This window comes from Nisaea sp. (genome assembly GCF_965216895.1).
In the GTDB taxonomy this organism is placed as follows: Bacteria; Pseudomonadota; Alphaproteobacteria; order Thalassobaculales; family Thalassobaculaceae; genus Nisaea.
Genome location: NZ_OZ244205.1, coordinates 54,627 through 77,365 on the forward strand (window position 1 = coordinate 54,627; position 22,739 = coordinate 77,365).

General features: G+C 62.6%; 19 protein-coding genes and 1 tRNA gene. 9 read left to right on the forward strand and 11 right to left on the reverse strand.

The features are described from left to right. The first annotated feature begins 69 nt into the window (after positions 1 to 69). Positions 70 to 3,192: an AsmA-like C-terminal domain-containing protein gene (locus tag ACOOE1_RS00250; protein ID WP_420404331.1), complete on the forward strand. Its 3,123-nt coding sequence runs from the start codon at positions 70 to 72 to the stop codon at positions 3,190 to 3,192. 25 nt (positions 3,193 to 3,217) lie between these two features. Here ACOOE1_RS00250 and tyrS read toward each other — a convergent pair whose 3' ends face one another. After that, the gene (tyrS, locus tag ACOOE1_RS00255) at positions 3,218 to 4,465 is read right to left on the reverse strand and encodes a tyrosine--tRNA ligase (protein ID WP_420404332.1); all 1,248 of its coding nucleotides are present in this window, start codon (positions 4,463 to 4,465) and stop codon (positions 3,218 to 3,220) included. Between the two features lie 130 nt (positions 4,466 to 4,595). Between tyrS and ACOOE1_RS00260 the strand changes: the two genes are divergently transcribed. Next, positions 4,596 to 5,699: an anhydro-N-acetylmuramic acid kinase gene (locus ACOOE1_RS00260; RefSeq protein ID WP_420404333.1), complete on the forward strand. Its 1,104-nt coding sequence runs from the start codon at positions 4,596 to 4,598 to the stop codon at positions 5,697 to 5,699. 9 nt (positions 5,700 to 5,708) lie between these two features. Here ACOOE1_RS00260 and ACOOE1_RS00265 read toward each other — a convergent pair whose 3' ends face one another. Further along, positions 5,709 to 6,374, reverse strand: a complete 666-nt coding sequence (locus tag ACOOE1_RS00265; protein ID WP_420404334.1) for an alpha/beta hydrolase — start codon at positions 6,372 to 6,374, stop codon at positions 5,709 to 5,711. Positions 6,375 to 6,731: 357 nt separating this feature from the next. Between ACOOE1_RS00265 and ACOOE1_RS00270 the strand changes: the two genes are divergently transcribed. From ACOOE1_RS00270 to mnmA, 5 genes are all read left to right on the forward strand, one after another. Next, on the forward strand, positions 6,732 to 7,145 hold the full coding sequence (locus ACOOE1_RS00270) for an Rrf2 family transcriptional regulator (RefSeq protein ID WP_420404335.1): 414 nt from the start codon (positions 6,732 to 6,734) through the stop codon (positions 7,143 to 7,145). A gap of 72 nt (positions 7,146 to 7,217) precedes the next feature. Next, positions 7,218 to 8,339, forward strand: coding sequence for a cysteine desulfurase family protein (locus ACOOE1_RS00275; protein ID WP_420404336.1), 1,122 nt, complete (start codon positions 7,218 to 7,220; stop codon positions 8,337 to 8,339). Positions 8,340 to 8,364: 25 nt separating this feature from the next. Continuing rightward, complete coding sequence (locus tag ACOOE1_RS00280; RefSeq protein WP_420404337.1) at positions 8,365 to 8,685, forward strand: ferredoxin family 2Fe-2S iron-sulfur cluster binding protein; 321 nt, start codon at positions 8,365 to 8,367, stop codon at positions 8,683 to 8,685. Beyond that, positions 8,682 to 9,374: a thiaminase II gene (gene tenA / locus ACOOE1_RS00285; protein ID WP_420404338.1), complete on the forward strand. Its 693-nt coding sequence runs from the start codon at positions 8,682 to 8,684 to the stop codon at positions 9,372 to 9,374. The genes ACOOE1_RS00280 and tenA overlap by 4 nt, the downstream gene beginning before the upstream one ends. A gap of 66 nt (positions 9,375 to 9,440) precedes the next feature. Beyond that, positions 9,441 to 10,616, forward strand: a complete 1,176-nt coding sequence (gene mnmA / locus ACOOE1_RS00290) for a tRNA 2-thiouridine(34) synthase MnmA (RefSeq protein ID WP_420404339.1) — start codon at positions 9,441 to 9,443, stop codon at positions 10,614 to 10,616. Between the two features lie 6 nt (positions 10,617 to 10,622). Here the strand turns inward: mnmA and ACOOE1_RS00295 are convergent, their stop codons facing one another. The 3 genes from ACOOE1_RS00295 to ACOOE1_RS00305 form a co-directional block, all read right to left on the reverse strand. Beyond that, positions 10,623 to 11,204, reverse strand: a complete 582-nt coding sequence (locus ACOOE1_RS00295) for a YqaA family protein (protein WP_420404340.1) — start codon at positions 11,202 to 11,204, stop codon at positions 10,623 to 10,625. 415 nt (positions 11,205 to 11,619) lie between these two features. Continuing rightward, a complete protein-coding gene (locus ACOOE1_RS00300) occupies positions 11,620 to 12,741 on the reverse strand; it encodes a CobW family GTP-binding protein (protein ID WP_420404341.1) in 1,122 nt (373 codons plus the stop codon). Continuing rightward, positions 12,738 to 13,163 carry a Fur family transcriptional regulator gene (locus ACOOE1_RS00305; RefSeq protein WP_420404342.1) on the reverse strand — a complete coding sequence of 142 codons (426 nt, stop codon included), beginning with the start codon at positions 13,161 to 13,163 and terminating at the stop codon, positions 12,738 to 12,740. The genes ACOOE1_RS00300 and ACOOE1_RS00305 overlap by 4 nt, the downstream gene beginning before the upstream one ends. Before the next feature lie 347 nt (positions 13,164 to 13,510). Between ACOOE1_RS00305 and ACOOE1_RS00310 the strand changes: the two genes are divergently transcribed. Beyond that, positions 13,511 to 13,597: transfer RNA gene (locus ACOOE1_RS00310), tRNA-Leu, on the forward strand. A gap of 127 nt (positions 13,598 to 13,724) precedes the next feature. Here ACOOE1_RS00310 and ACOOE1_RS00315 read toward each other — a convergent pair. The 3 genes from ACOOE1_RS00315 to ACOOE1_RS00325 all read right to left on the reverse strand — a co-directional run bounded on the left by ACOOE1_RS00315 (position 13,725) and on the right by ACOOE1_RS00325 (position 17,819). Continuing rightward, the gene (locus ACOOE1_RS00315) at positions 13,725 to 15,785 is read right to left on the reverse strand and encodes an adenylate/guanylate cyclase domain-containing protein (RefSeq protein ID WP_420404343.1); all 2,061 of its coding nucleotides are present in this window, start codon (positions 15,783 to 15,785) and stop codon (positions 13,725 to 13,727) included. A 27-nt stretch (positions 15,786 to 15,812) separates the two neighbouring features. Continuing rightward, on the reverse strand, positions 15,813 to 17,423 hold the full coding sequence (locus ACOOE1_RS00320) for an FIST signal transduction protein (RefSeq protein WP_420404344.1): 1,611 nt from the start codon (positions 17,421 to 17,423) through the stop codon (positions 15,813 to 15,815). A 159-nt stretch (positions 17,424 to 17,582) separates the two neighbouring features. Next, positions 17,583 to 17,819 carry a hypothetical protein gene (locus ACOOE1_RS00325; RefSeq protein WP_420404345.1) on the reverse strand — a complete coding sequence of 79 codons (237 nt, stop codon included), beginning with the start codon at positions 17,817 to 17,819 and terminating at the stop codon, positions 17,583 to 17,585. Positions 17,820 to 18,164: 345 nt separating this feature from the next. Between ACOOE1_RS00325 and ACOOE1_RS00330 the strand changes: the two genes are divergently transcribed. Continuing rightward, the gene (locus ACOOE1_RS00330; RefSeq protein WP_420404346.1) at positions 18,165 to 19,397 is read left to right on the forward strand and encodes a hypothetical protein; all 1,233 of its coding nucleotides are present in this window, start codon (positions 18,165 to 18,167) and stop codon (positions 19,395 to 19,397) included. Between the two features lie 13 nt (positions 19,398 to 19,410). Here the strand turns inward: ACOOE1_RS00330 and ACOOE1_RS00335 are convergent, their stop codons facing one another. From ACOOE1_RS00335 to ACOOE1_RS00345, 3 genes are read right to left on the reverse strand one after another with little or no spacing between them, the layout of a single operon-like run. Further along, on the reverse strand, positions 19,411 to 20,289 hold the full coding sequence (locus ACOOE1_RS00335) for a DMT family transporter (RefSeq protein ID WP_420404347.1): 879 nt from the start codon (positions 20,287 to 20,289) through the stop codon (positions 19,411 to 19,413). Continuing rightward, a complete protein-coding gene (locus ACOOE1_RS00340; protein WP_420404348.1) occupies positions 20,286 to 21,548 on the reverse strand; it encodes a TIGR04372 family glycosyltransferase in 1,263 nt (420 codons plus the stop codon). The genes ACOOE1_RS00335 and ACOOE1_RS00340 overlap by 4 nt, the downstream gene beginning before the upstream one ends. A gap of 11 nt (positions 21,549 to 21,559) precedes the next feature. Beyond that, positions 21,560 to 22,621, reverse strand: coding sequence for an NAD-dependent epimerase/dehydratase family protein (locus ACOOE1_RS00345; protein ID WP_420404349.1), 1,062 nt, complete (start codon positions 22,619 to 22,621; stop codon positions 21,560 to 21,562). Positions 22,622 to 22,739: the final 118 nt, after the last annotated feature.

Here is a 22,739-nt window from a genome sequence, read left to right on the forward strand (position 1 = left end):
GCCTCTTTGGCGTCGCGCCGCCGGGCGCCCTATGTTAAGCGGAATGATCCGGAGCCAAGAGTACCCCGCGTGCTGAGAAGAACCACCAAGATCGCCCTGGAAGTCGTGGCCGCGGTTTTCACGGGCCTCATCGTCCTCTCGGCCCTGGTATTCTGGCGTGCAAGCACGCAGCCGATTCCGCTGGAATTCCTGAAGGACCGGGTCGCCGCAGCACTTTCTCCGGCGGATCTCGGCACGGCGACGATCGGCGAACTCAGGATGGAATGGCGCGGCTGGAGCCGGCTCTTCGAAGTCAGGGTCACCAGCCTCAAATTCGAGAACGAGGCGGGCGGCGTGATCCTCTTTGCCCCTTCTGCCGATATCGCGCTTTCCGGCCCGCGTCTCCTGCTCGGCGAAATCGCGCCTGTGCAGATCGCGGTCGATCAGCCGGTTCTCAATCTGGAGCGGCGCTCCGACGGCACCTATCAGCTCTATGGCGCTCCTCCCGGGGACGAGGGAGCCATCGCGGGCGATCTCTTTTCCATTCTACAGCGGCCGACCGGAGACGGGGCTGCGGGGCTTGCCGGTCTTGAACGGCTGGAACGGCTCCTGCTCCGGCGTGCTACCGTGCGGATGACGGACCGCGCCGGCAGGCTAGACAATCTCCGCCTCTCCGGGCTCGATGGTGTGTTTGCGCGAGAACGTGACGGCTGGCGGGTGGAAGCCCGTGCAGACCTCACGCTCGGTGACGAAACCGTGGAGATTAGGGGCGACGGAAACTACTTTTTCCGCAGCCGGGAACTCGACGGCTCGGTTCTGTTTCAGGGACTGACGCCGGACCTTGTGCTCTCGCATCTGCCGCATTCACCGGTGGATCTCAGCGTATCAAGTCGCCTCAGCGGCAGCATCGCCTTCTCGCTGGCGGATTTCCGCTCGCTGCTCAATGTCGACGTCATCGCTACCGCCGCGAAGGGGCAAGTGGCGTTCGGATCCGTTCTGCCGGCGCCGATTCCATACGACAGCTTGCGTTTCCAAATCGGTTACGACGCGCAGGACGACGCCGTGATGTTGCGCAATTTCGTTCTCGAACGGGGTGACATGACCGCGATGCTGAGCGGTTCCCTGCGCGATCTCGCGGCCCCCAAGCTGGAACTCAGGACCAAGGTCACAGGGATGCCGGTGAATGAGGTCGAGGGGCTCTGGCCGGCGGATCTCTTCGAGTTGGCCCGCAATTGGACAACCAGGAACCTGCGATCGGGAACCATCACCGAAATGGTTGCGACCCTCGAAGGGCAACTGGACATCAGCGAGAAAACCCGCCTGCGTGACGTGTCGCTCCAGGGCTTCATGAATTTCGACGGGGTGACCGTGCACTACCTTCGTCCGCTGCCGCCCGCCCTCGGGGTGGGCGGCCGTGGAACCTTCACGGAGAAGCGCATAGACGTCGAAGTGACGAAGGGGCATCTCGACGACGTTCAGCTGCGGCGAGCAGATGTCTCGTTGACAGGAATCCATACGGTCAGCGACGACTTCGCCAGCATCGAGGCTGAAATCGACGGCCCGATCTCGGATATTCTCCGCGTTCTCGATACCGAGCCGTTCGGTTATGCGCGGGCGCTTGGCCTGGAGCCGGAGGAAGTCGGCGGAACGGGGGCGGGCATCATGCGCTTCGAGATGCCACTGCTCCGGGAAATGACCTTCGAGATCGTCGATCTCCAGGCCATGGGGCAGTTCACCGGTGTCTCGCTCCCGACCCGGACGACCCGGCTGCCGTTCGAGAACGGGACTTTGTCCCTGGATCTCGACAAGACCGGCATGTTGCTCGACGGCACTGGCGATCTTTCCGGCCAACCGGCCCAGATCGCCTTTCTGCAATCCTTCGAGGAGGCATCCGAGATACACCGGCGCACCCACGTCATTGTGCGCCCCGACGTGGAAAAGATTGCGCAACTCGGTCTCGACATGCGGCGTTTCGCCGGCGGGGAGGTCGAACTTGATGCGACCATCGAGGAACCGCGCATCGGCGACACGCGGGTCGATCTGGTCATGGGGCTGCAGGAAACCGAGTTCAGGGTCAGCGAACTCGGTTGGGCGAAACCGGCGGGAGCGGCCGGGACATTCAGGGCCAAACTCAGGGCCCGAGACGACGCGGTCGTCGCAATCGACCAGTTCAGCGCCGCGACGGCGGACCTGGCCGCTTCCGGATCGGTGGAGTTCTCCGACACGACACGTCGGCCTTCCCGCTTCATGATCGACCGGCTTCAGCTCGGCAAGACGGATCTCTCCGGTGTCATCGCGGCCGACGGGGAGGGCGGCTACACGGCAAATGTGCAGGGGCCCTTTGCCGATCTGCGCAAGCTGGTCGAGGAATTCGACGAGAAGGAGGCGCCATCCAAGGTCCCTCTGGTTGTAAACGCCCGGATCGATCAGGTCCTGATCGGCAAGCTGGACCCGATGCAAGATGTGACCCTGCTGGTCGAAGATGACGGAAAGGGACGGGTTTCTCTGGCGGCCAACGGCGTGATCGGTACCGAGCCCGCCGATTTTCTCTACTCCACGGCGACGGGGATACCGCATTTCGAGCTGACGACGCAGAACGCGGGGAACGTGATGAAGGCTTTCGAGGGCTTCGACTCGATCTCCGGCGGCAAGCTTGTGGCCTCCGGCGAGATGGAAGAGCGCGACGGCGACCAAGGCTGGAACGTCTCGCTCACGGTACTCGATTTCGATCTGGTCGACGCACCCGTGATGGCGCAGTTGCTGAGCGCGGTCTCGATCACCGGGCTGCCGGCGGTGGTGCAGGGGCGCGGTGTGCATTTCGACCGGCTGGACCTGAACATGCACGTCAACGACGAGAAGCTTTCACTCGACCGCCTGCTGGCCCAGGGCGCTTCGCTCGGCATATCGGCCTCCGGCGAGATCGACCGGGTTATCGACGAGAGCGACCTGACGGGAATGGTGGTTCCCGCCTATGTGCTGAACCAGATTCTGGGATCGATCCCAATTCTCGGCACGCTCCTCACCGGCGGCGAGGGCGAGGGCTTCCTTGCGTCCGAGTTCACCGTGAAGGGACCGCTGCAGCGCCCCGAGGTCACGGTGAACCCGCTGACGGCGCTGACACCGGGGATTTTCCGGAATCTGTTCCGGCTGGAGGACGCGCGTCCGAAAGATCCGGAGCCGGCCGAGTCGCCGAGTCAGGACCGCAGCCCCTGAGCCTGCCCGGAGGCGACGACCTCGATCAGACTTCCAGCAACACGTGCTTCTTCTTGCCCGAAGAGAGCTTGATCACGCCGTCGGCGATGTCCCGGGTGCCGAGCTTCAGTGTCTCTTCGGACACCTGCACGTCGTTCACGCGCGCCCCTCCGCCCTTGATCAGCCGGCGGGCTTCCCCGTTGGTCGCGGCAAGGCCGGCGATCCGGAGCGCATCAACGATCCAGAGACCATCGGCGAGCTGGGCGCCCTCGACGGAAACGCGCGGCAGTCCGTCACCGAGGCTGCCCTGCTCGAAGGTCTTGCGGGCGGTCTCGGCGGCAGCTCCGGCATCGTCCTTGCCGTGCAGCAGCGTGGTCGCCTCGTTGGCGAGGATCTTCTTCGCATCGTTCAGCTCCGCGCCCTCCAGCTTTTCCAGCCGGGCGATCTCATCCAGCGGGAGCTCGGTGAAGAGGCGCAGGAACTTGCCCACATCGGCATCCTCGGTATTGCGCCAGAACTGCCAGTAATCGTAGGGCGAGAGGCGTTCCTTGTTGAGCCAGATCGCCCCCTTTTCGGTCTTCCCCATCTTCTGCCCGGAGGCCGTGGTGAGGAGCGGCGTCGTCAGGCCGAAGACAGTCTGCTGATCGACCCTGCGAGCCAGTTCGACGCCATTGACGATGTTGCCCCACTGGTCCGAGCCGCCCATCTGCAGCTGGCAGCCGTAACGCCGCCGCAGCTCGAGGAAGTCGTAGCCCTGCAGGATCATGTAATTGAACTCGAGGAAACTCAGCGACTGCTCGCGGTCGAGGCGCAGCTTCACGCTGTCGAAGCTGAGCATCCTGTTGACCGAGAAATGCTGGCCGATCTTGCGCAGGAACGGGATGTATTCAAGCCCGTCCAGCCATTCCGCGTTGTCGCACATGATCGCATCGCTCGCCTCGTCCCCGAAGGTGAGGAAGCGCTGGAACACCTTCTTGATGCCGTTCTTGTTGTGCTCGATATCCTCGTCGGACAACAGCTTGCGCGCCTCGTCCTTGAAGGAGGGATCGCCGATCTTGCTGGTGCCGCCGCCCATCAGGACGATCGGACGATGCCCTGATTTCTGCAGGTGCCGCAGCATCATGATCTGGATCAGGCTGCCGACATGCAGGCTGTCCGCCGTGCAGTCGAAGCCGATATAGGCGGTCACGACCTTGTTGCCGAGCAGTTCGTCCAGCGCCTCGGCATCGGTGCACTGATGCACGAACCCGCGCTCGGTCATGGTTTGCATGAAGCCCGACTTGAACTGGCTCATGGTCGTGTTCCCGGTGAAGATGTGTCAGAATCCAAGGCGCGTGGACTTAGCACATGGCCCCCGGCGCCTCAACCGGAACCGCCGCTGAGGGACGCACGGACGGACAGTTTTCGGGCGGAGCGGGTTTCAGGTGGAAGCGCGGAAGAGCTACAAGGCCATCGGATTGATGAGCGGGACTTCGATGGACGGCGTCGACGCGGCGCTGATCGAGAGCGACGGCGAGGGCTCCGTACACCGTTGCGGGTTCTTCAGTCTGCCCTACACGGAAGAGTTTCGCGGCCGCCTGAAAGCCGTGCTTGGCACTTCGGGCCCGCATCCGGATCTCGCCCGGGATTTGACGGAACGGCACGCGGATGCAGTCGCCGGTCTTCTGGAGCGCGAGGGCTGTCCCGCCGGCCAGATCGACGTGATCGGATTTCACGGCCAGACCATCCTGCACGAGCCGCATGTCCGCCGGACAGTGCAGATCGGGACGCCGGATCTTCTGGCCCGGATCACGGGACGGCCTGTCGTGTTCGACCTGCGGCTGGCGGATGTCGCCGCCGGTGGGGAGGGGGCGCCGCTGGTTCCGGTCTATCACCGGGCACTCACGCGCGCCCTGGGGACCACTGTCGCCGTGCTGAATCTGGGCGGGGTCGGCAATGTGACCTGGATCGACGGTAGTGACGGCGCCGGACCGGAGACGATGCTGGCCTTCGACACAGGCCCGGCGAATGCTCCGGTGGATGATTTCGTTCGCCAGCGCCTTGGCGCGCAGTGCGACCTGGATGGCGCGCTCGCGGCAACCGGCGCGGTCGATGAGGACCGGTTGTCGGCGCTCCTCGAAGATCCCTATTTCATGCGGCGCCCGCCCAAGTCGCTCGATCGCGACCATTTCGGCGCTCGTGCCGCGAAAGCCGTCGAAGATCTTGCCGATGCGGATGGCGCCGCCTTGCTGACCGCTTTCTCGGCGGCCTCGGTCGCGCTGGCGCAGCGGTGGTTTCCGCATCCGCCCGGGCAATGGATCGTCTGTGGCGGCGGTCGGCGCAATGCCACGCTCATGCGGGAACTGGCAAACCGGCTCGACGCCCCGATCGTTTCCGCGGACAGCCTCGGCTGGAACGGTGACGCGGTGGAGGCCGAGGCGTTCGCCTATCTGGCGATCCGCAGCCTGCTCGGCCGCCCGCTGACCTTCCCCGGGACGACGGGGGCTCCCGTGCCGCAGACCGGCGGCACGCTGCACCGGCCCGACTGAACCCTCCGGCTACTTCGCTTCGACCAGCTGTTCCGTCTCCGGCAGCGACTTGTTGAGATAGTCGGTGACGATCTTGTTCACCTCGTCGAGATGCTTGCCGAAATAGTGGTCGGCATTCTTCACCAGAACATGATCGATGGTGATGCCCTTCTGGGTGGAGAGCTTGTCGACCAGCTTCTTGACCGAGTCCGGCGGTACCACTTCGTCGGAATCGCCATGCAGCATCAGCCCGGACGAGGGGCAGGGGGCGAGGAAGCTGAAATCGAACATGTTGGCCGGCGGCGCGATGGAGATGAAGCCGGTGATCTCCGGACGGCGCATCAGCAGCTGCATGCCGATCCAGGCGCCGAAGGAAAAACCGCCGATCCAGCAATAGGGAGCGTTCGGATTGTAGGTCTGCAGCCAATCGAGGGCCGAGGCGGCATCGCTGAGCTCACCCTCGCCGCGGTCGAAGACACCCTGGCTGCGCCCGACGCCGCGAAAGTTGAAGCGCAGCGTCGAGAAGCCACGGTTCACGAAATTCTGGAACAGGGAATAGACGACCTTGTTGTTCATGGTGCCGCCATGCTGCGGATGCGGATGCAGCAGCAGGGCTATGGGGGCGTTCTCTTTCTTGCTGTGGACATATCGTCCTTCGAGCCGCCCCTCGGGACCATTCATGATTACTTCAGGCATTCGATCCGTTCCTCAACACCGGCGGGCCGGTTTTTCCAAATCCGAGATGGGCTTAGGTGTCGCCATAATATTCTTTTCGCGACCCGGAAATCAGCCGCCGCTATCCCGGTTTACTTTCATTAGGCGATGGCTGTAATCTCAATCTGACAGTCGGAGTCTGGCTTTAGCTCAGTCCGGCAGTTGAATTCAAGTGTAGCATTGCTGCCCTGAAACGGAAGCATGGCGCAATGCCGCGAGCGGTCAGCCGGTTCGACTGGCCGCGGGTACTGAACGGATGGGACCCCGTTCTGCTGAAAGTGATCGCCGATGTTGGGGGCTCGGCGATGGGTAACGTGTTCGGCACGGGGGTCTAACAAGGTGAAATTCAGTACTAAGGGGCGATATGCCGTGATGGCGGTTTGCGATCTTGCGCGACACGACGATGGCCGGCCGGTCTCGTTGGCAGAGATCGCATCGCGACAGAAAATTTCAGTCTCCTATCTCGAACAGATGTTTGCACAGCTCCGCAAGGCGCGTTTTGTCCGCAGTGTCAGAGGCCCGGGCGGCGGCTATCTGCTTGCCCTCGAACCGGACCAGATCAAGGTCTCCGAAGTGATGACGGCGATCGAGCAGCCGGTGCGCGGCAACAGTGACGATGACGGAATGTTCGCGACGCGGGGATGCGAAGACGACCCGACGAAGCCGCTCTGGGAGGAGGTCGGGCGTCAGGTTCTGGGATATCTCGAAAAGGTCACGGTCGAGGATATCGTCTCGGGACGGATACCGCATTAAATCCGGAGATTCTTGACGGGGTTGTCTCGTCTGCCTATCTCGGCTGTGCGCTTCACCGGGATCCGGATTCTTATGCCTGCTGCAATTTATGCCGATTACAATGCGACCGCGCCGCTCAGGGACGTTGCCATCGAGGCGATGACCGGGGCGATGCGGTCCGTCGGCAATCCCTCCTCTGTGCACGGGCAAGGCCGGGCGGCGCGCGCTGCGATCGAGAAAGCCCGCGCCCAGGTCGCCGCTCTGATTGGTGCTGCGCCTGACGCCGTGGTGTTCACGAGCGGCGGCACGGAGGCCTCGGCGCTGGCCCTGAGGGGGTCGGGGCGCCGTCATGTCGTGACCAGTGCCGTCGAACATGAAGCGGTCCTGGCGGCGGTTCCGGACGCGGTCCGGCTTCCCGTCGACCCGGACGGCATTCTCGATCTCGATGCCCTCCAGTCTGCGCTTGAGACGCGAGGACCGGAGACGGTCGTCTCGGTGCAGTGGGCCAACAACGAGACCGGTGCCCTGCAGCCGATGGCAGAGATCGTCGGCGTCGCGCGGAAGTTTGGCGCCCTCGTGCATAGCGATGCGGTTCAGGCGGCGGGCAAGGTGGCGCTCGACGTGACGTCCGTCGGTGCCGATCTGCTCTCGCTTTCCGCGCACAAGATCGGTGGGCCCGCCGGAGTGGGCGCGCTCTACGTCCGCGAGGGTCTGGATCTCGTGGCGCAGCAGTCTGGCGGCGGCCAGGAAAAGGGACGTCGCTCGGGAACCGAGAACAAGATCGGGATCATCGGGTTCGGCGCGGCAGCGGAGGCCGCGTGCGAGACGCTGGCCGATTGGGACCGGGTTGCCGGATTGCGCGACCGTTTCGAGGCTGCTGTCCGCGCCGCCGGTCCGGGCGCGCGAATATTTTCCGCCGCAGTGCCGCGGCTTCCGAACACGAGCTGCGTCTCGCTCTCGGGCATGCGCGGCGAGACCCAGGTGATCGCCCTCGACCTCGCCGGTATCGCGGTCAGTTCGGGCGCCGCCTGCTCCTCCGGAAAGGTCCGCCGCAGCCATGTGCTAGACGCCATGGATCCGGGGTCGCCCGATGCGGAGTCCGCGATCCGGGTTTCCCTCGGCTGGGACAGCACGGATGAGGATATCGACAGGCTTGTCGGCGCGTGGTGCGATTTGTACAACCGGGCGTCAGCCGACGCGCAGCGATCCGCCTGAAAGCCGAAACCCAACGGAGAGAAATTTGCCCCGCATGACATTCATCGGCCGCGACGGCACCCCCCAGGACGTCGACGCGCCGCTCGGTTACACGCTGCTGCAGATTGCGCGCGAGAACGATGTGGATATCGAAGGAGCCTGTGAGGGTTGCCTCGCTTGCGCCACGTGCCACGTGCATGTCGCGGCGGAGTGGTACGACAAGCTGCCGGCGCCAAGCGACGACGAGGAGGATATGCTGGATCTCGCCTTCAATCTTTCCGACACTTCCCGCCTCGGTTGCCAGATCCGGATTACCGAGGAGCTCGACGGGCTTGTCGTCACGCTGCCGCCGGACGGCTCGGCATGAGCGCTGCGCTCGTCCCGGGAGGAAGCTATCTCGACCGCCTGATCCGCTCCGCGCCCGCGGAATGGGCGGCCTATACCGAACATCCCTTCGTTGCCGGCATGGCGGACGGCACGCTTCCGGAAGCGGCGTTCCGGCATTATCTCGGCCAGGACTATCTCTTCCTGATCCATTTCGCCCGCGCCTACGGGCTTGCCGTCTACAAGTCCGACCGGCTGGAGGACATGCGAGCGGCCTCCGCTGTGATCAGCGGCATTCTCGACGTGGAGATGGACCTGCACGTCAAGTATTGCGCCGGCTGGGGGCTTGCCGAGGCGGAGATGGCGGCCCTGCCGGAAGATCCTGCATGCATGGCCTATACCCGCTTCGTGCTGGAGCGCGGGATGGCCGGAGACGTCCTGGACCTGCATGTCGCGTTGGCGCCCTGCGTCGTCGGTTACGGCCTTATCGGCGCGCGGCTGGCAGCCGACCCGGCAACGAAGCGTGACGGGAATCCCTACCTCCCCTGGATCGAGATGTATGCCGGCGAGGAGTACCAGGACGTCGCCCGCGGCGCCGCGGCGCATCTGGAGGAACTGGCGGCCAGGCGCGGCGGCGAGGCGCGTCTTGCGGACCTCGCGAAGACATTCGCGGCGGCGACCGTGCTGGAGCGCGATTTCTGGCAGATGGGACTGAGTGCGGCCGACGCGTGACCCTGGAAGCTGGCATGCGCCGAGTTTGCTTGTCTCCGCCGCTGCTTTTCCTATATTGCGGCCATTATGACCGCCACGAAGCTCAACTCGCTCGGAATTGCCAAGGCCCCGGAGGACACGCGCGTCGTCGTCGCGATGTCCGGCGGTGTCGACAGTTCCGTGACCGCGGCACTGATGGCCGAGCAGGGCTATGACGTCGTCGGCATTACCCTGCAGCTCTACGATCACGGCGCAGCGCTTGCCAAGAAGGGCGCCTGTTGCGCCGGGCTGGACATCCATGACGCCCGCAATGTGGCCGACAAGCTTGGTTTTCCGCATTACGTGCTCGATTACGAGAGCCGGTTTCGCCAGGAAGTGATCGACGATTTCGCCGACAGCTATCTGCGCGGCGAGACGCCGATCCCTTGCGTGCGCTGCAATCAGACTGTCAAGTTCCGCGACCTGCTGGCGACCGCGAAGGATCTGCAGGCGGATGTGCTCTGCACCGGCCATTACGTGCGCCGGGAAGTGGGGCCTGCCGGCGCGGAACTGCACCGCGCGATCGACCCGCAGAAGGACCAGAGCTACTTCCTTTTCGCGACCACGCGCGAACAGCTCGACTTCCTCCGTTTCCCGCTTGGCGGGATGGAGAAGGAGGAGACGCGGGAGCACGCCCGGCGTTTCGGCCTCGCCATCGCGGACAAGCCGGACAGCCAGGACATCTGCTTCGTGCCGAACGGCCGCTATGCCGAGCTGGTCGAGAAACTGCGCCCCGGCGCGGCGGAACCGGGCGAGATCGTGCATCTCGACGGCACCGTCCTCGGCCGGCACGAGGGCATCATCCATTATACGATCGGGCAACGCAAAGGCCTCGGCATCGGCGGACGCCGGGACGAGGACGGCAATCCGGACACCGAGCCGCTCTACGTGGTGAGGCTCGATCCGGCCGGCAAGCGGGTCATCGTCGGGCCGCGGGACGCGCTGGGACGGGACACTGTTTTTGTGAGCGATGTGAACTGGCTCGGCGAGAGCCTGCCGGGCGATGAGGGTGTCGCCGTCGAGGTGAAGCTGCGCTCGGCCTCCGCGCCGACCCCGGCCCGCCTCTATACCGATGCGAAGGGCGGCGGGCGTCTCGTGCTGGCGACACCGCAGCACGGCATTGCACGTGGCCAGGCGGCCGTCTTCTATGCGCCGGGTAACTCGAGCCGGGTCTATGGCGGCGGCTGGATCACCGGTACGGAAGAGCGCGCCGAAGCGGCCTGACCCGCCTCAGCCGAGATATTTCAACAGGGCGAAGCCGCCGACCAGCAGCAGGAAGCCCGCGGTCGTCCAGAGTCCGAGATTTTTCTCGATGGTGTTCTGCACCGCGGGACCGAAGCGCCAGCAGATTGCGGCGACCAGATAGAAGCGAAGGCCCCGCGCCAGGACCGAGGCGACGACGAAGATCAGCAGGTCGAGATGGGTGACACCGCTCGCGATGGTGATGACCTTGTAGGGGAAGGGCGTGATGCCGGCGCCGAACACGATCCAGGCACCCCACTCGTTGTATTGCGCGGTGAAGGACGCGAATTTCTCCGCATAGCCGTAGAACTCCAGCAGCGGCAGTCCCACCGTGTCGTAGAGCAGTGCGCCGATCGCATAGCCGGCAAGACCGCCGAGCACAGAGGCGATGGTGCAGATCCCCGCCGCCTTCCAGGCGTTGTTTCTGTCCGCCAGAACCATCGGGATCAGCATGGTGTCGGGCGGGATCGGGAATACCGAGCTTTCGATGAAGGAAATCAGCGCCAGCCAGTAATTCGCCCGCCGGTGGGCGGCCGCCCGCATCAGGCGGTCATAGGTCGCTTGCAGCATGTTGTCCCGTCAAATGGCGCGGCCGTATCGGGGCCTGTCGGGACGGATGTATCAGGCGAGGACAGCGGCATGCAAGATCGCCGCTCGGCGGTTGCCCGCTTAACCGCTGAAATTGGCGCGCACCCCTTTGCCTGCCGCACGCCGGGACCCCGGCACGGTGTGCTCGGTTATTGATTTCAAGAAGTTGAAAACGCATCCGCCAAGATGCGGTAATTGTGCCGCATCATTCCCATGCAGGTTCTGACCGGGCCTTCGTGGGCGGAGAGCGTCGGAGAAAAGAGCGCCACCTATGATTGCCCCGGTTACTCGTGCGGTACGGTCGAGCAGCCGACCGTCAGCGAAGTTGCCTGCAATCGGGCGGGGCGCGAACCAGGATGCTTCCTTCTGCTGCAAAGGGAGGGAGTGTCCTGCACGGTCATCGGGCCTCTTCGCCTTGGGGAATGGGGGCGGTGTCCGACTTGGCGCTGATAGTTTGCAAGGCATCGAAGAAGGTCGCGACAGTCGCTTTCGGCAGGCCGCGCGTAATGAAGATGATCTTGCTGCGGTGGTCTTCCGTCGGCCAGGTGTCGAGCCAGACCGGTTCGTGGAAGATATGCTGAACGCCGTGAATAATGACCGGCGTTCCCGGTTTCTCGAGGATATTCAGGATTCCTTTGACGCGGAGAAGGTCCGAGCCCTTGTAGGAGATCAGGAGGTCGAGGGCGACTGTGAAGGCGGCGGCGCTGATGGGCCTGTCCAGCTCCAGGCTGAAGGCTTCGATGTCCGCGCCATGACGGTTGATATCGTGATGATGTTCGCCATGGTGATGCCCATGATCGTGATCGTGATGATGCGGATGGTTATGACCATCCGAGTAGGCCTCTGAATTGAGCCATTTCTGAACGTCGAGGCTCTTCGAGTGGGGATCGTAAAGCGACGTATTGAAGAGTTCCCTCAGGTCGAATGCGGGATCGTTCCGGTCGAGGATTCCGGCGCCGGGGTTGAGCTTGTGCAGTCGGGCCCTCAGAGCCATGAGATCCGAGCGGGATGTCGGATCACACGCCATGTCCGTCTTGGTCAGGATGAGACGGTCCGCCACGGCGACCTGCTTGACGCTTTCTTCGTGGTTCTCGAACGTCATTTCGGCCGTGACGATATCCACCGCCGTGACCACGCCGCCAAGCATATAGCGCCGTCCGAGCCGTGGGTCGGTCATCAGGGTATGAATAACCGGCGCAGGGTCGGCCAAACCGGTCGTTTCGATGATCAGGCGGTCGAACGCCGGGATTTGTCCTTCGCCCTGGCGCCGATGCAGGCTGAGAAGCGTCTCCCGGACATCGCCGCGGATGGTGCAGCAAAGACACCCGGAGGTCATTTCGACGGTCTGTTCAAGGGAATGTTCGACCAGGAACCCGTCAAGGCCGACCTCTCCGAACTCGTTAACGACGACGGCCGTATCGCTGAACCTGGGATCGCGCAGGACCTGCGTCAGCAGAGTTGACTTGCCGCTTCCCAGAAAGCCGGTGAGCAGGGTTACGGGAATTGGCGATCCGGTCATTGCAGGGCCTTACCTTTCGCGCCTTCGTTGCACTCGATGCAGCAGCCCTTGAGTTCGACACTTCCCGTCCGGACGTCGAAACCGATGTCGTTGGCTATTTCCCTGAGCCGTGATTCGATGGCTGGATCCGAAAACTCGGAGACCGCACCGCATTGCTCGCAGATGGCAAAGACACCGGGGCTGGCGTGCTTGGGGCAGGTGCAGATTATATAGGCGTTGAGGGACTCGATCCGGTGAACGATGCCGCGCGCGATGAGCCGATCGAGCGCACGGTAAACGGTAGGCGGTCCGGACACGCCGTCGCTCTGCAACCGATCCAGAATCTGATAGGCGGTCAGCGGACCGTTGGCGCGATTAAGCACGCGGAGCGTGAGGAGTTCATTGGAGCCGCGTTTTTTTGCAGTGTTTTGTGCGAGACTCATGGGGCTCCAAGACTGGTAAGCGGATCACGGATGGTTTCATTATTCAATAATGTAATGTTATATCATTACATGCACAAACAGAAACCGAGCATGAGAGCTCGAACGCTGGTTGGCCGAGGATTTCGCTGTTGCCTGAGGCGGGATCGCGCACCGCTTCTTCTTGCCGGCGAGACAGGGAAGGGCAGGTTCTTGGCGAAGAGACTCTGCGCTGTCCTGCTATTTGGGCGGCCGCTACGGCGCCGACGCAAGTGAATCAATATCGTCCCAAGAGACGCGCGCACGGCAGTTGCTTGGCGATTGACCGCCCAAGCTGTTTGGCTATTATGCGCGCTCCTCGCCGAGGCGGGGCCCCTGTGGCGGAATCGGTAGACGCGGCAGACTCAAAATCTGTTTCCGGCAACGGAGTGGGAGTTCAAGTCTCCCCGGGGGCACCAAATCATCGCTGGATGTTTGCAGGTATGCGCAATTCCGCGGCACGCGCTGCAATCCATCAGTTATCCGGGCAGGCCGGTCCGTTCTCGCGCAACCGACGGCACATCGCGCCTCCAGGCGCCATGCGGCCTAGCTCTTTTGCGATAAGACCCATGCGCCATCCCAGTGCTCCGGCGGGTGCTCGATCAGGCTCTTGCACCGCGCGATGTAGACGCTGGTGACCGGGTCGTCCGGAGCATCGGATCGACATTCCCTGAACAGCCGCAAGGCCGCGTCGAAATCGCCCCGTCGGTAGGACCGGACTGCGCCGGCAAGCAGCTCCGGATCGGTGCGGAACTCGGCCTGGCCCGGACGGAGCAGTTCGAAAATCGTGCAGGCTTCGGTCCGGCCCTTGACGACAACACGGTCGATTTCACGAAACTCCAGAGCGTCGGGTGCTTCGAGAAGGGCGTGCGTGCGATCGGTGAAAATGGCCGAGGCACCATAGAGCCTTGTCAGCCCTTCGACCCGCGATGCGAGATTCGCGGTATCGCCAATGACGTTTGAATCGAGCCGCCTTCCGCCGCCCAATGCTCCGATCATCAACGGACCGCTATTGATTCCGAGGCCGAAGAATATCGGCCTCTCGCCCCGGTTCTCGCGCTCGCGATTGAAGGCGATCTGGGTGTCCATCATGGCTTCGGCGCATCGCAGCGCATCGTCGGCGGACCCCGGAAACAATGCCATGATCGCATCTCCAAGATACTGGTTGATGAATCCGTTCGCATCCGCGATCAGGGGCTCCATCGTTGCCAGGAATTCGTTGAGAGCGACGAAAATTTCGGTCGGACCCAGTCTTTCGGACAGCATTGTGAAGCCGCGAATATCGGCGAACAGGACGCTCATGGTTTTCAGAACGCTGTCACCGGTCCGGATCTCCTCGATGCTGGATCTGTCCAGAAGCTCGAGAAACTGGAAGGGAACGAAACGGCTATAGGACTTGGTCAGGCTGGCTAGCCGCTGATTGTGCGCCATGACCTGGGCATTCAGTTGACGGTTTGTCCACAGCCCGCCCGCCTGACGGACGAGGACGGAAAAGGCTACGCGGATATCGGGCCAGATTTGCTCGTAGAAATCCATGTTTTCGGCGGTCACCCCGGCAAGAATGACACCGCCGAGTTCGTCGTGTCGGTCAAGGAACGGGCAGATGATCGCCGTCGCGAAACCGAGGTCGGACCATTGTTGCAGGACCTCGCTCTGCTCGTCCGCTATCCAGCATTCTCGGCAAGAGAACCATTCGTTCCGGTAGGGCAGGAAGCTTGGTGCGTTCTCTAGGCCAAACTGGGAGACAATCTCCATTCGTGCCGGACGTGCCCCGTCGATCTGCATGAAGACGGCGGCTTCCAGCTCGAAAGCCTCGATGATGGCTTCGAGTGTGAGCTGGAAAAACGCCCCATCGTTTTCGACATCCAGGGTCTTGGCTGTGTATTCCTGAATGGACTTGAACCGCATCAACTCGTCATCGACCTGATCTTTGGCGCGGATAAGGTCGCGCTGGAGAACGAGCTGGCGTCCATGCTCCGTTTCCAGGCGGCGATTTTGTTCGATCAACTCGAGATTCAGGGCTCTGTTGTTGAGGACAGAACCGATCTGGCGCGCCATCACCGTGAATGCTGCGCTCCTCTCCGCCGTGATCGGCTCATAGTGTTCGCAATTGTCTGTCGTGACGCCGCCCAGAATGATGCCGCTCAACGTGCCGTTCGCGCTCCAGAGCGGACAGGCTATCGCTTCTCGCAGCCCCAGCGAGCGCCAGCTTGCGAGGATGGCATTGTTCTCATTGATCAGGCTGCTGGATTGGTCAGTGAACCATGCGGTCTCGTAATCCAGGTCGACCGGTTTTTGGTCGAAGCCGAAATGGCCCGCGGTCTGCAACTTACCCGGGGTATCCGAGGGGCGCAGGACGAGTGCGACTTCGAACTCGAAGGCATCGATCACCGCTTCAAGCGCGTTGTCGAGAAAATCTCTGTCCGAGTCGGCGGCGAGAGATGTTTCGAAAAAGCTCTGGATGGTCTGGAAGCGCCGGAGCTCCTGATCGATCCGGGATTTCGCCGCGGTCAGCTCGCGCTCGAGTACCAGTTGCTCCGCAATCCGTTCTTCGAGCCGGGCACAATGCGCACTGAGCTCGTCATAGCTTGACCGACGATCCTTCACCGACCTCGCCAATGCCGGAAGGCCAGACTAGTTGGCCACGTTGCGCACGATCGGGAACAGCGACGTCGTGTAGCTGTGAAACGCGTTTTTCCCCGCGAGCCTGGCATATTCGCTGAAACCGTAGATTCCGAGCCAGGGCACCATCTCATCTCCGCAGATCGGGTGCTGCATCTTTGCAATGATCTCGTCCTTCAGCACGCGGTTGAACATCAGGCGGCCCCGGGCCATGCAGTCGGCATGGAAAACCGCGACCGGCCTGCGGCCGGCCAGCCGATCGCCCAAGCGCTTCATCAGGCGGTCGACACCCTCGAAAATGAGATGTTCGTCCCGCTGCATCAAAGTGTACCTGGTGCCGACGGCAACGGAGGTCGGCAGATAGAAAGATTGCTGATCGTCCGACACCTTGATCGGAACGCGCAGGATCTGCGGATTGTCGTAGTCGGCGCTTTCTTCGTCGTTCAGATCCATACCCAGGCCGGCGATCGGAAGGGCATCGGCCGGAGGGGTAGCGGCCGGGAGCCCGAGCTTGGCCATCAGTGTGGGCCACGCGGGTTGTCCGTCCAGTTCCAGTATCCGGTTGGCGTCGCATTTCGTGACCTCGAACGCCACCGCTTCGAGCGGCACGGATCCATGGTGAACGCCGGTAACAAGCTCGAGCGAGGGATCTGAAAAACCGACAAGGACCAGTCCGTCTTCCATGACATTCTCGTCGTGGAACTGGAAGGTCCGCTTTGCCTTTCCGTTGTCCGCCGTCGTCAGACCGAAGATCGTGATGTCGGCGCCAAACACCTCTTCGATGCCGTCAATCACCTTGTCGCCCGAAACATCGAGCCCGGCAGAAAGGACATAGATCATATTGATGTTGTCGGATTGTGCTTTCAGGTCTGTCGCGACAGATCGGGCGAGGTCCGCCGAGTTCCGGCCGTTCAAGCCGGCTCCGGATGCAACGGAAATCTCGTCCCCGGTGATGGCCATGAGTGCCAAGGATCGCATCGTCTCGCTGACGCCTTCACTCGCGATCACGCCGCTGCCACTTCCTCCGACGATCTGGGCGGTCGGACAGGCTTCCCGCGCGGCGGCGATGAGTTGCGGAAAACTGTGCCCAACGGTCGAATAGACGATCAGCAGGTTGCAACTGTCGGCGTCGTCCTCCTCGAAAGCGCGATCAAGGGATTCCCTGACCGCAGTATTGGGGTTTACGGCATTGCTGCTTCCGGACCGGAAATGCAGCATGGTTTCCTCCCAGACCGCCGTTTTCCGGCGTTTATTGATTGACACAAAAGAAACTGTATTTTGAGTATCGATCGAGTATAGCCGAACTCTCGCGCAATGTACGATTTTCGACCTTCTTAAAACCAGTTGAGGCGAAGAGGCGGTCGGTAGCCAATCTTCTCTGGGCACAGGAACAGGCAATCTTCCGGGCTGCGGTCCCCGAAGTGGGGCATCGCGCCTCTCCTGCGCGCATGCGGTCGAGGCCCAAGAGCCGCATGCGTGAGGGAACGGTGCGGGACGCGACAACGACCGCTGCGGCGGAGCCTCTTCGAGCGACGTATTCAGTCGGGATAGACCGCCAGCCGGCGAATAGCCGCCATGCCCGTCGCCATCGTCGACAGCACAATCCGGCGGCCGGTCGCTCAATCGCGGATATTCTTGCGAAACCGCGCAAGAGGCGCTCGGGCACTGATGCCGATCAATGTCCTGAGGATACCAGGTTTCCGTGGCCCTGACCTGGTCTGCTACGCGACAAAGAAAGGAAAAGGCACTTCAAACATTCTCTCCCGGAAGAGAGAGCCTCGCTTATTTCAGTGCTTCGGCGGCGTTCAGGTAGGACTGGCAGGCATCGACCTTGAGTTGGTCGCCGGCGGCTTCCTCGACGCAGGCCTGATACTGCTCCACAAGCTTCAGCCGCTGACGGGCGACGTCTTCCTGTGCCTCGAAAGCCTTTTCCTGCGCTTTGGCAGCGTCATCTGCCGGCGTTGAACAGCCGGCCAGGAAGCCGGCGAGGAGAATCGTTACCGGAAGGTAATGGCGCATGATAGTGGCTCCGTTGCGATATCTGGGACTGAAGCGAGGATCTGGCGACCAGAATTGCCGTCAGTGTCCTGATTTGCAAGAGGCTGGCTCGATCCGGCTCACGACATTGTTCGGTCCCAGCATGGCTGTCGGAAACATGGTCTCCGGAAGAGATCGATACCGCGCCTCTGCGTGGTTCAATCTATGGGAATAGATCGGCACTCAACATCGCTCGTTGCCTCGCGATAGGGCCGTGCGCAGTAACCGTTCCTTAACGCGATTATGGCCACACTGCGCTAAATTCTTGCAAAAACAGCGATTTTTTGCGGTAATTGAGGTAATCACCAATGCTCGGGGTGTCGCCATATGGCGAACAACATTAATGTCGCGCAGACATTTGAACGGCGCGGGACGACCGTGCCTTTCACGGCGAACGAGTCGCTGCGTCACGTGCGCGCCCGGATCTATCAGCATGGCAATGACAGGGTGCTCGAGGCCGTGATCCCGAGCCTCGGCGGCGGACGGCGGGGCGAGTTGATGGTGGTGCCCTGGAAGGATCTTCCGGATTTCGTCCAGCTCAACGAACGGGACCTGCAATTGCACGACGGTGTTCCTGGGATCGTCGGAAAAAACGGAATCGATCCGTTGCAGGTCCGCGATCTGGTCAACAAGGTGAATGCCGCCTATTCGGACGATCCGGACGTCCGTGCCCAAGCCCAGGCGCAGGCGAAACAGGACAGCGAGGACAAGGAAGTGGTCCGCATGTCCTGTATCGCGCAGCTGATGAAGGAGTGCGGGATCGAACGGGGCGATCCGGTGATGGCGAACGCCAATACCAAGACCCTCGTCGAGTTGATGACGGCGGAGGAATCAAAGACCCATTTCGACCTCGAGATGCTGATCGACCGGGTGTTCCTCTTCGCCTCCCAGCGCAGCGGGGTCAGCGTCGAGAATGTCCGTGAATGGCTGGAGCCGCTGGTCGGACTGATCACGCCCTTCGGCACGGTGAAGGGCACGCAGAAGGACCGGACCAACGGGCATCTGTTCCTCGAACATGTGAATCTGATGGAATTCCGTAAATCCGTCGCGGCCTATCTCGAGGAGAAGCCCGACGAATACGCTGCAACGGCGGAGATTCTGCTTCAGGTGATCGATCAGACCATCATGTATGTCGACGAGCGGATCGTGACACTGGACTCCCTGCTCGGCAGTTTCGCCAATGTCTTCGGCAAGCAGGACGCGAATGTGTCCTACCTGATCAAGCTGCGCCGGGATGTGGCCTTTGCGCTGGACGGCTGGTCGAGCCTGATCGAGCGTTGGACGGAGGCGGATGCCGACGATTGCAAGGTCGCGGGCAGCACGGAACATCGCGACAGGGCCGTTGCCTATGTCATGAGCTTCCTGCCGATCATCCCGCACAAGGAGCTCTATCCGGACGACGGGTTCGATACCCAGGCAAGCATCGAGCGTGCCCGTGTGAAGATCGTTTCCGCAATGCACTCCTGGTCGACAGAGGAACTCGATGTCGAACTGGCGCGTCGGGTCGAGAAAGGGCAGAAGCAGGTCGATGACAAGGAGGCCGGGCGGCTGATTTCCTGACCCGCGGACGCCTTCAGACGCGCTTCGGCTGCGGTAGCACCACCATTGCCACGCCGCCCGCCGTGACCAGGATGCCGATGCCGGCGATGATGCTGATCTCTTCCCCGAAGGCGATATAGGCCATCAGGGCCGCTGTTGGCGGTACGAGATAGAACAGGCTCGCCACCTTGGTTGCCTGTCCATGCTTGATCAGCATCATCAGCAGGGAAAAGGCGCCGAGCGAGACGGCGAGCGAGGACCAGAGAAATGCCCCGATGAATGCCGGTTCCCAGACCAGCACCATGGTCTCGAACAGAGCGGCGCCGGCCAGTGTGACGAGACACCCGGTGGCCGCCATGATTGCGTTGCCGGTCAGCAGGTTCATCTCCGCGGCGTTCCGCCTCTGGTAGAGCGTGCCGAAGCTGATGGAGAAGAGGGCAAGTACCGAAAAGCCGATGCCGAGGAGGGTGACGCCCTCGACGCTGATCCGGTCCGAGAGCACGAGTGCCATGCCTGCGAACCCGACAAGGCAGCCGGCCCATTGGCGCCGGCTCGGCGGTTCGCCGAGAAAGAGGCCGGCGGCGATGGCGGTCAGGACCGGCTGCAAGCCCGAGACCAGCGCAACCAGTCCGGAAGGCATGCCGCCCCTGATCGCGATGAACACGCTCGAGAGATAGACGGCGTGAAGGAATAGCCCGACCACGGCGATATCGAAATAGGAGCGCGGGGAGCGCGGCCAGGGGGCTCTCGCCGCCAGCGCCATGGCGACGAACATCACCGTGACGAAACCGAAGCGCGTGGCGAGGAAAGTGAAGGGCTCGACATGGGCGACGCCGAATTTGGCGGCGATGAAGGCAGAACTCCAGAGGATCACGAAGATCATCGGAGCGACGACCTGCGACAGGAAGGTCATTCGAGAAAATCCGGGTTGGAGCTGTGATTGGCCTCGGAGAGCCGCGTCCAGGGCAGGGCATAGGCGAATTGCGTGAGCGTCGCGGTCAGGCTGCGCGCATCGCGCGGATGGCCTTCGTTCGCGAGGAAAGCCTGGTACTCTCCGCCGATCTCGAGAAAGCGCGCGGTGGCTGCGGAAACCGTCTCGGGTCCATCGTCCGAGGCCTCCATCTCCTCCACGGCCGCAAGGATCTCGGTCGGGCTGTTGTCCTCGGTCAGGAAGCCGCACTGTTTTACCGCTTCGGCGTCGGCATGATGGGCTGTACCCGATCGGAGCAGGGAAGTCAGGCGGGCAGGTCTGCCGTCTTCGACCGTGCGGTAGGACTTGAACAGCAGCCGGTCGCCCGGATTTGTCCACATCTCGCATTGAAGAACGCAGTTCACCAGAAGCTGCGGTACGCCGAGAACCCGGAACGCGGCCTCCGGACCTGATGAACAGGTGATCCCGAAACGCGCGCGTGCGATCAGTCCCGGATCGAGCAGGGTGGTGTAGTCCGGTTCCCGCCAGACCTCGATATAGCGCGGGTCTTCGACCGGACAGGGGATCGTGCCGTCAACGCCCAGGCGCAGCACCCAGTAGCCCTTGTCGAGCAGATGCCGGATCGCCGGGATGTAGGTCGAGATATCGGCGGCGCGGTAGAAATGTATCGCCTGGTCGGCAAGGAAATTCCGGTCCCGAACATTGAGTATGACCACACGGTCGCTGTCCGTGATCCCGCGGCTCGCGCAGAAATCGCGGGCGGCGTCCCGCACCGGCGGGGGCACCTTGAAGTGGCGTGGGCGCGCGCCGGTCTCGTTCAGACGCTTGATGTAGTCGTCCAGAAGGCCGCTCGGACCGCGCTGGTGCCAGGTGAGTCCCTGCAGTTCGAGGATTCCGGCATCCACATGGCCCATGATCATGATTCCAGGCTCGTCGGTTTCCTGAATGCGGAAATAGGGATCGATGACGGCGCGCATGCCGAGACTGTGGGGGGCCACGCGGCTGTCCGGAAAGAGCAGGACCATGCGGTCGCGGGTGTCCCCGTAGAGTTCCCAGAGCGCATGCGGTTCCATGGCGATATGCCCGATGCGCCAGGCCAGCGGCATGATATGCAGAACCGTTCGGCCTCCTCCCTGGAGATGCGGTGCGACGATCTGGATCAGCCGGGTGACGCGCTCGGGATCGAAAATGTTCCGGAGCTGGGATTCCCCGAGCCGGTTCGTGGACCGTGTCTCCGCCAAGCTCGAACTCCTCAGGACAGCAGCGGTTGAAGAACGTCCCGCTCGGCCGCCAGCCAGTCGAAGACCTCGTCGAGCAGGATGTCGAGCGAGCGTTTCGGCGCCCAGTCGAAGGTGGCCATGGCGCGCCGCGCATCGGTGACGAACCAGGGGATGTCCGCCGGGTTCGTGTCCGGCTGCGCGGCGATCTCCAGTTCCCGTCCGGCGCGGGCGGTGCATACGCCGGTCAGGCGGCGGAGCGAAGTCGCGTTCGTGTCGCCTCCGCCGACATTCCACACTCCCGTGGCAGATACTGACATGTCGTCGAGCTGTCGGACGAGCAGATCGTAGAGGTCGGCGACATGCAGCACGTCGCGGACCTGGTGTCCGTGACCGCCGAAGCCGTTGTAGCTGAGCTTTCCGCCATAGAGATGCCGGGCGGCCCAGAGGCATATGAAACCCTGGTCGACCTTACCCATCTGCCACGGCCCCGCGAGCACGCCGCAACGGTTGACGATGGCTTTCAGGCCGAAGGCGGCGCGGTATTCCTCGATGAACTGCTCGGAAGCGAGCTTGGTGGCGCCGTAGAGAGAGCGGTGTCCATCGAGCGGGAAATCCTCCGCGATGCCGTATGCAGACCATCCTTGACCTGCGGCCCCGGGAGGGATGGCAAGGCCTTCATTCTCGGTCTCCAGCGGCAGCGCGCGCAGCGGATCGATCGGATAGACCCGGCTTGTGGAGAGGAAGACGAGGGCGGCGTCGTGGCGCCGTGCGGCTTCCAGGCAATTCAGCGTGCCGCGCAGATTCGTATCGAGCAGGTAGGCGGGGCTGCCGGAATAGCCGGCCTGGACCGAGGGTTCGGCCGAACATTCCAGCAGCAGATCCATGGGGCCCAGCGCCGAGAGGTCTTCCGGGTCGCGGATGTCGGCATGTTCGAAGCGGATCCCGGCATCCCTGAGACGCGGCAGGTTCAGTTCGCTGCCGCGCCGCTTCAGATTATCTGCGGCGATGATTTCGGCGGAAGGATTGTCGTGCTTGAACGCGAGGGCAAGACTTGACCCTACGAAGCCGGCGCCGCCGGTTACGAGAATGCGCATGGGTTTGTCTTGTGCTCCCGGATTCTACCTGACCCGGCTTAGCGCAGCGCAGTGAGCGGGGCAAATCCAAATGAAAACCATCCATTCCAAGAATGCAATTGCATCCCACGATGCGGAA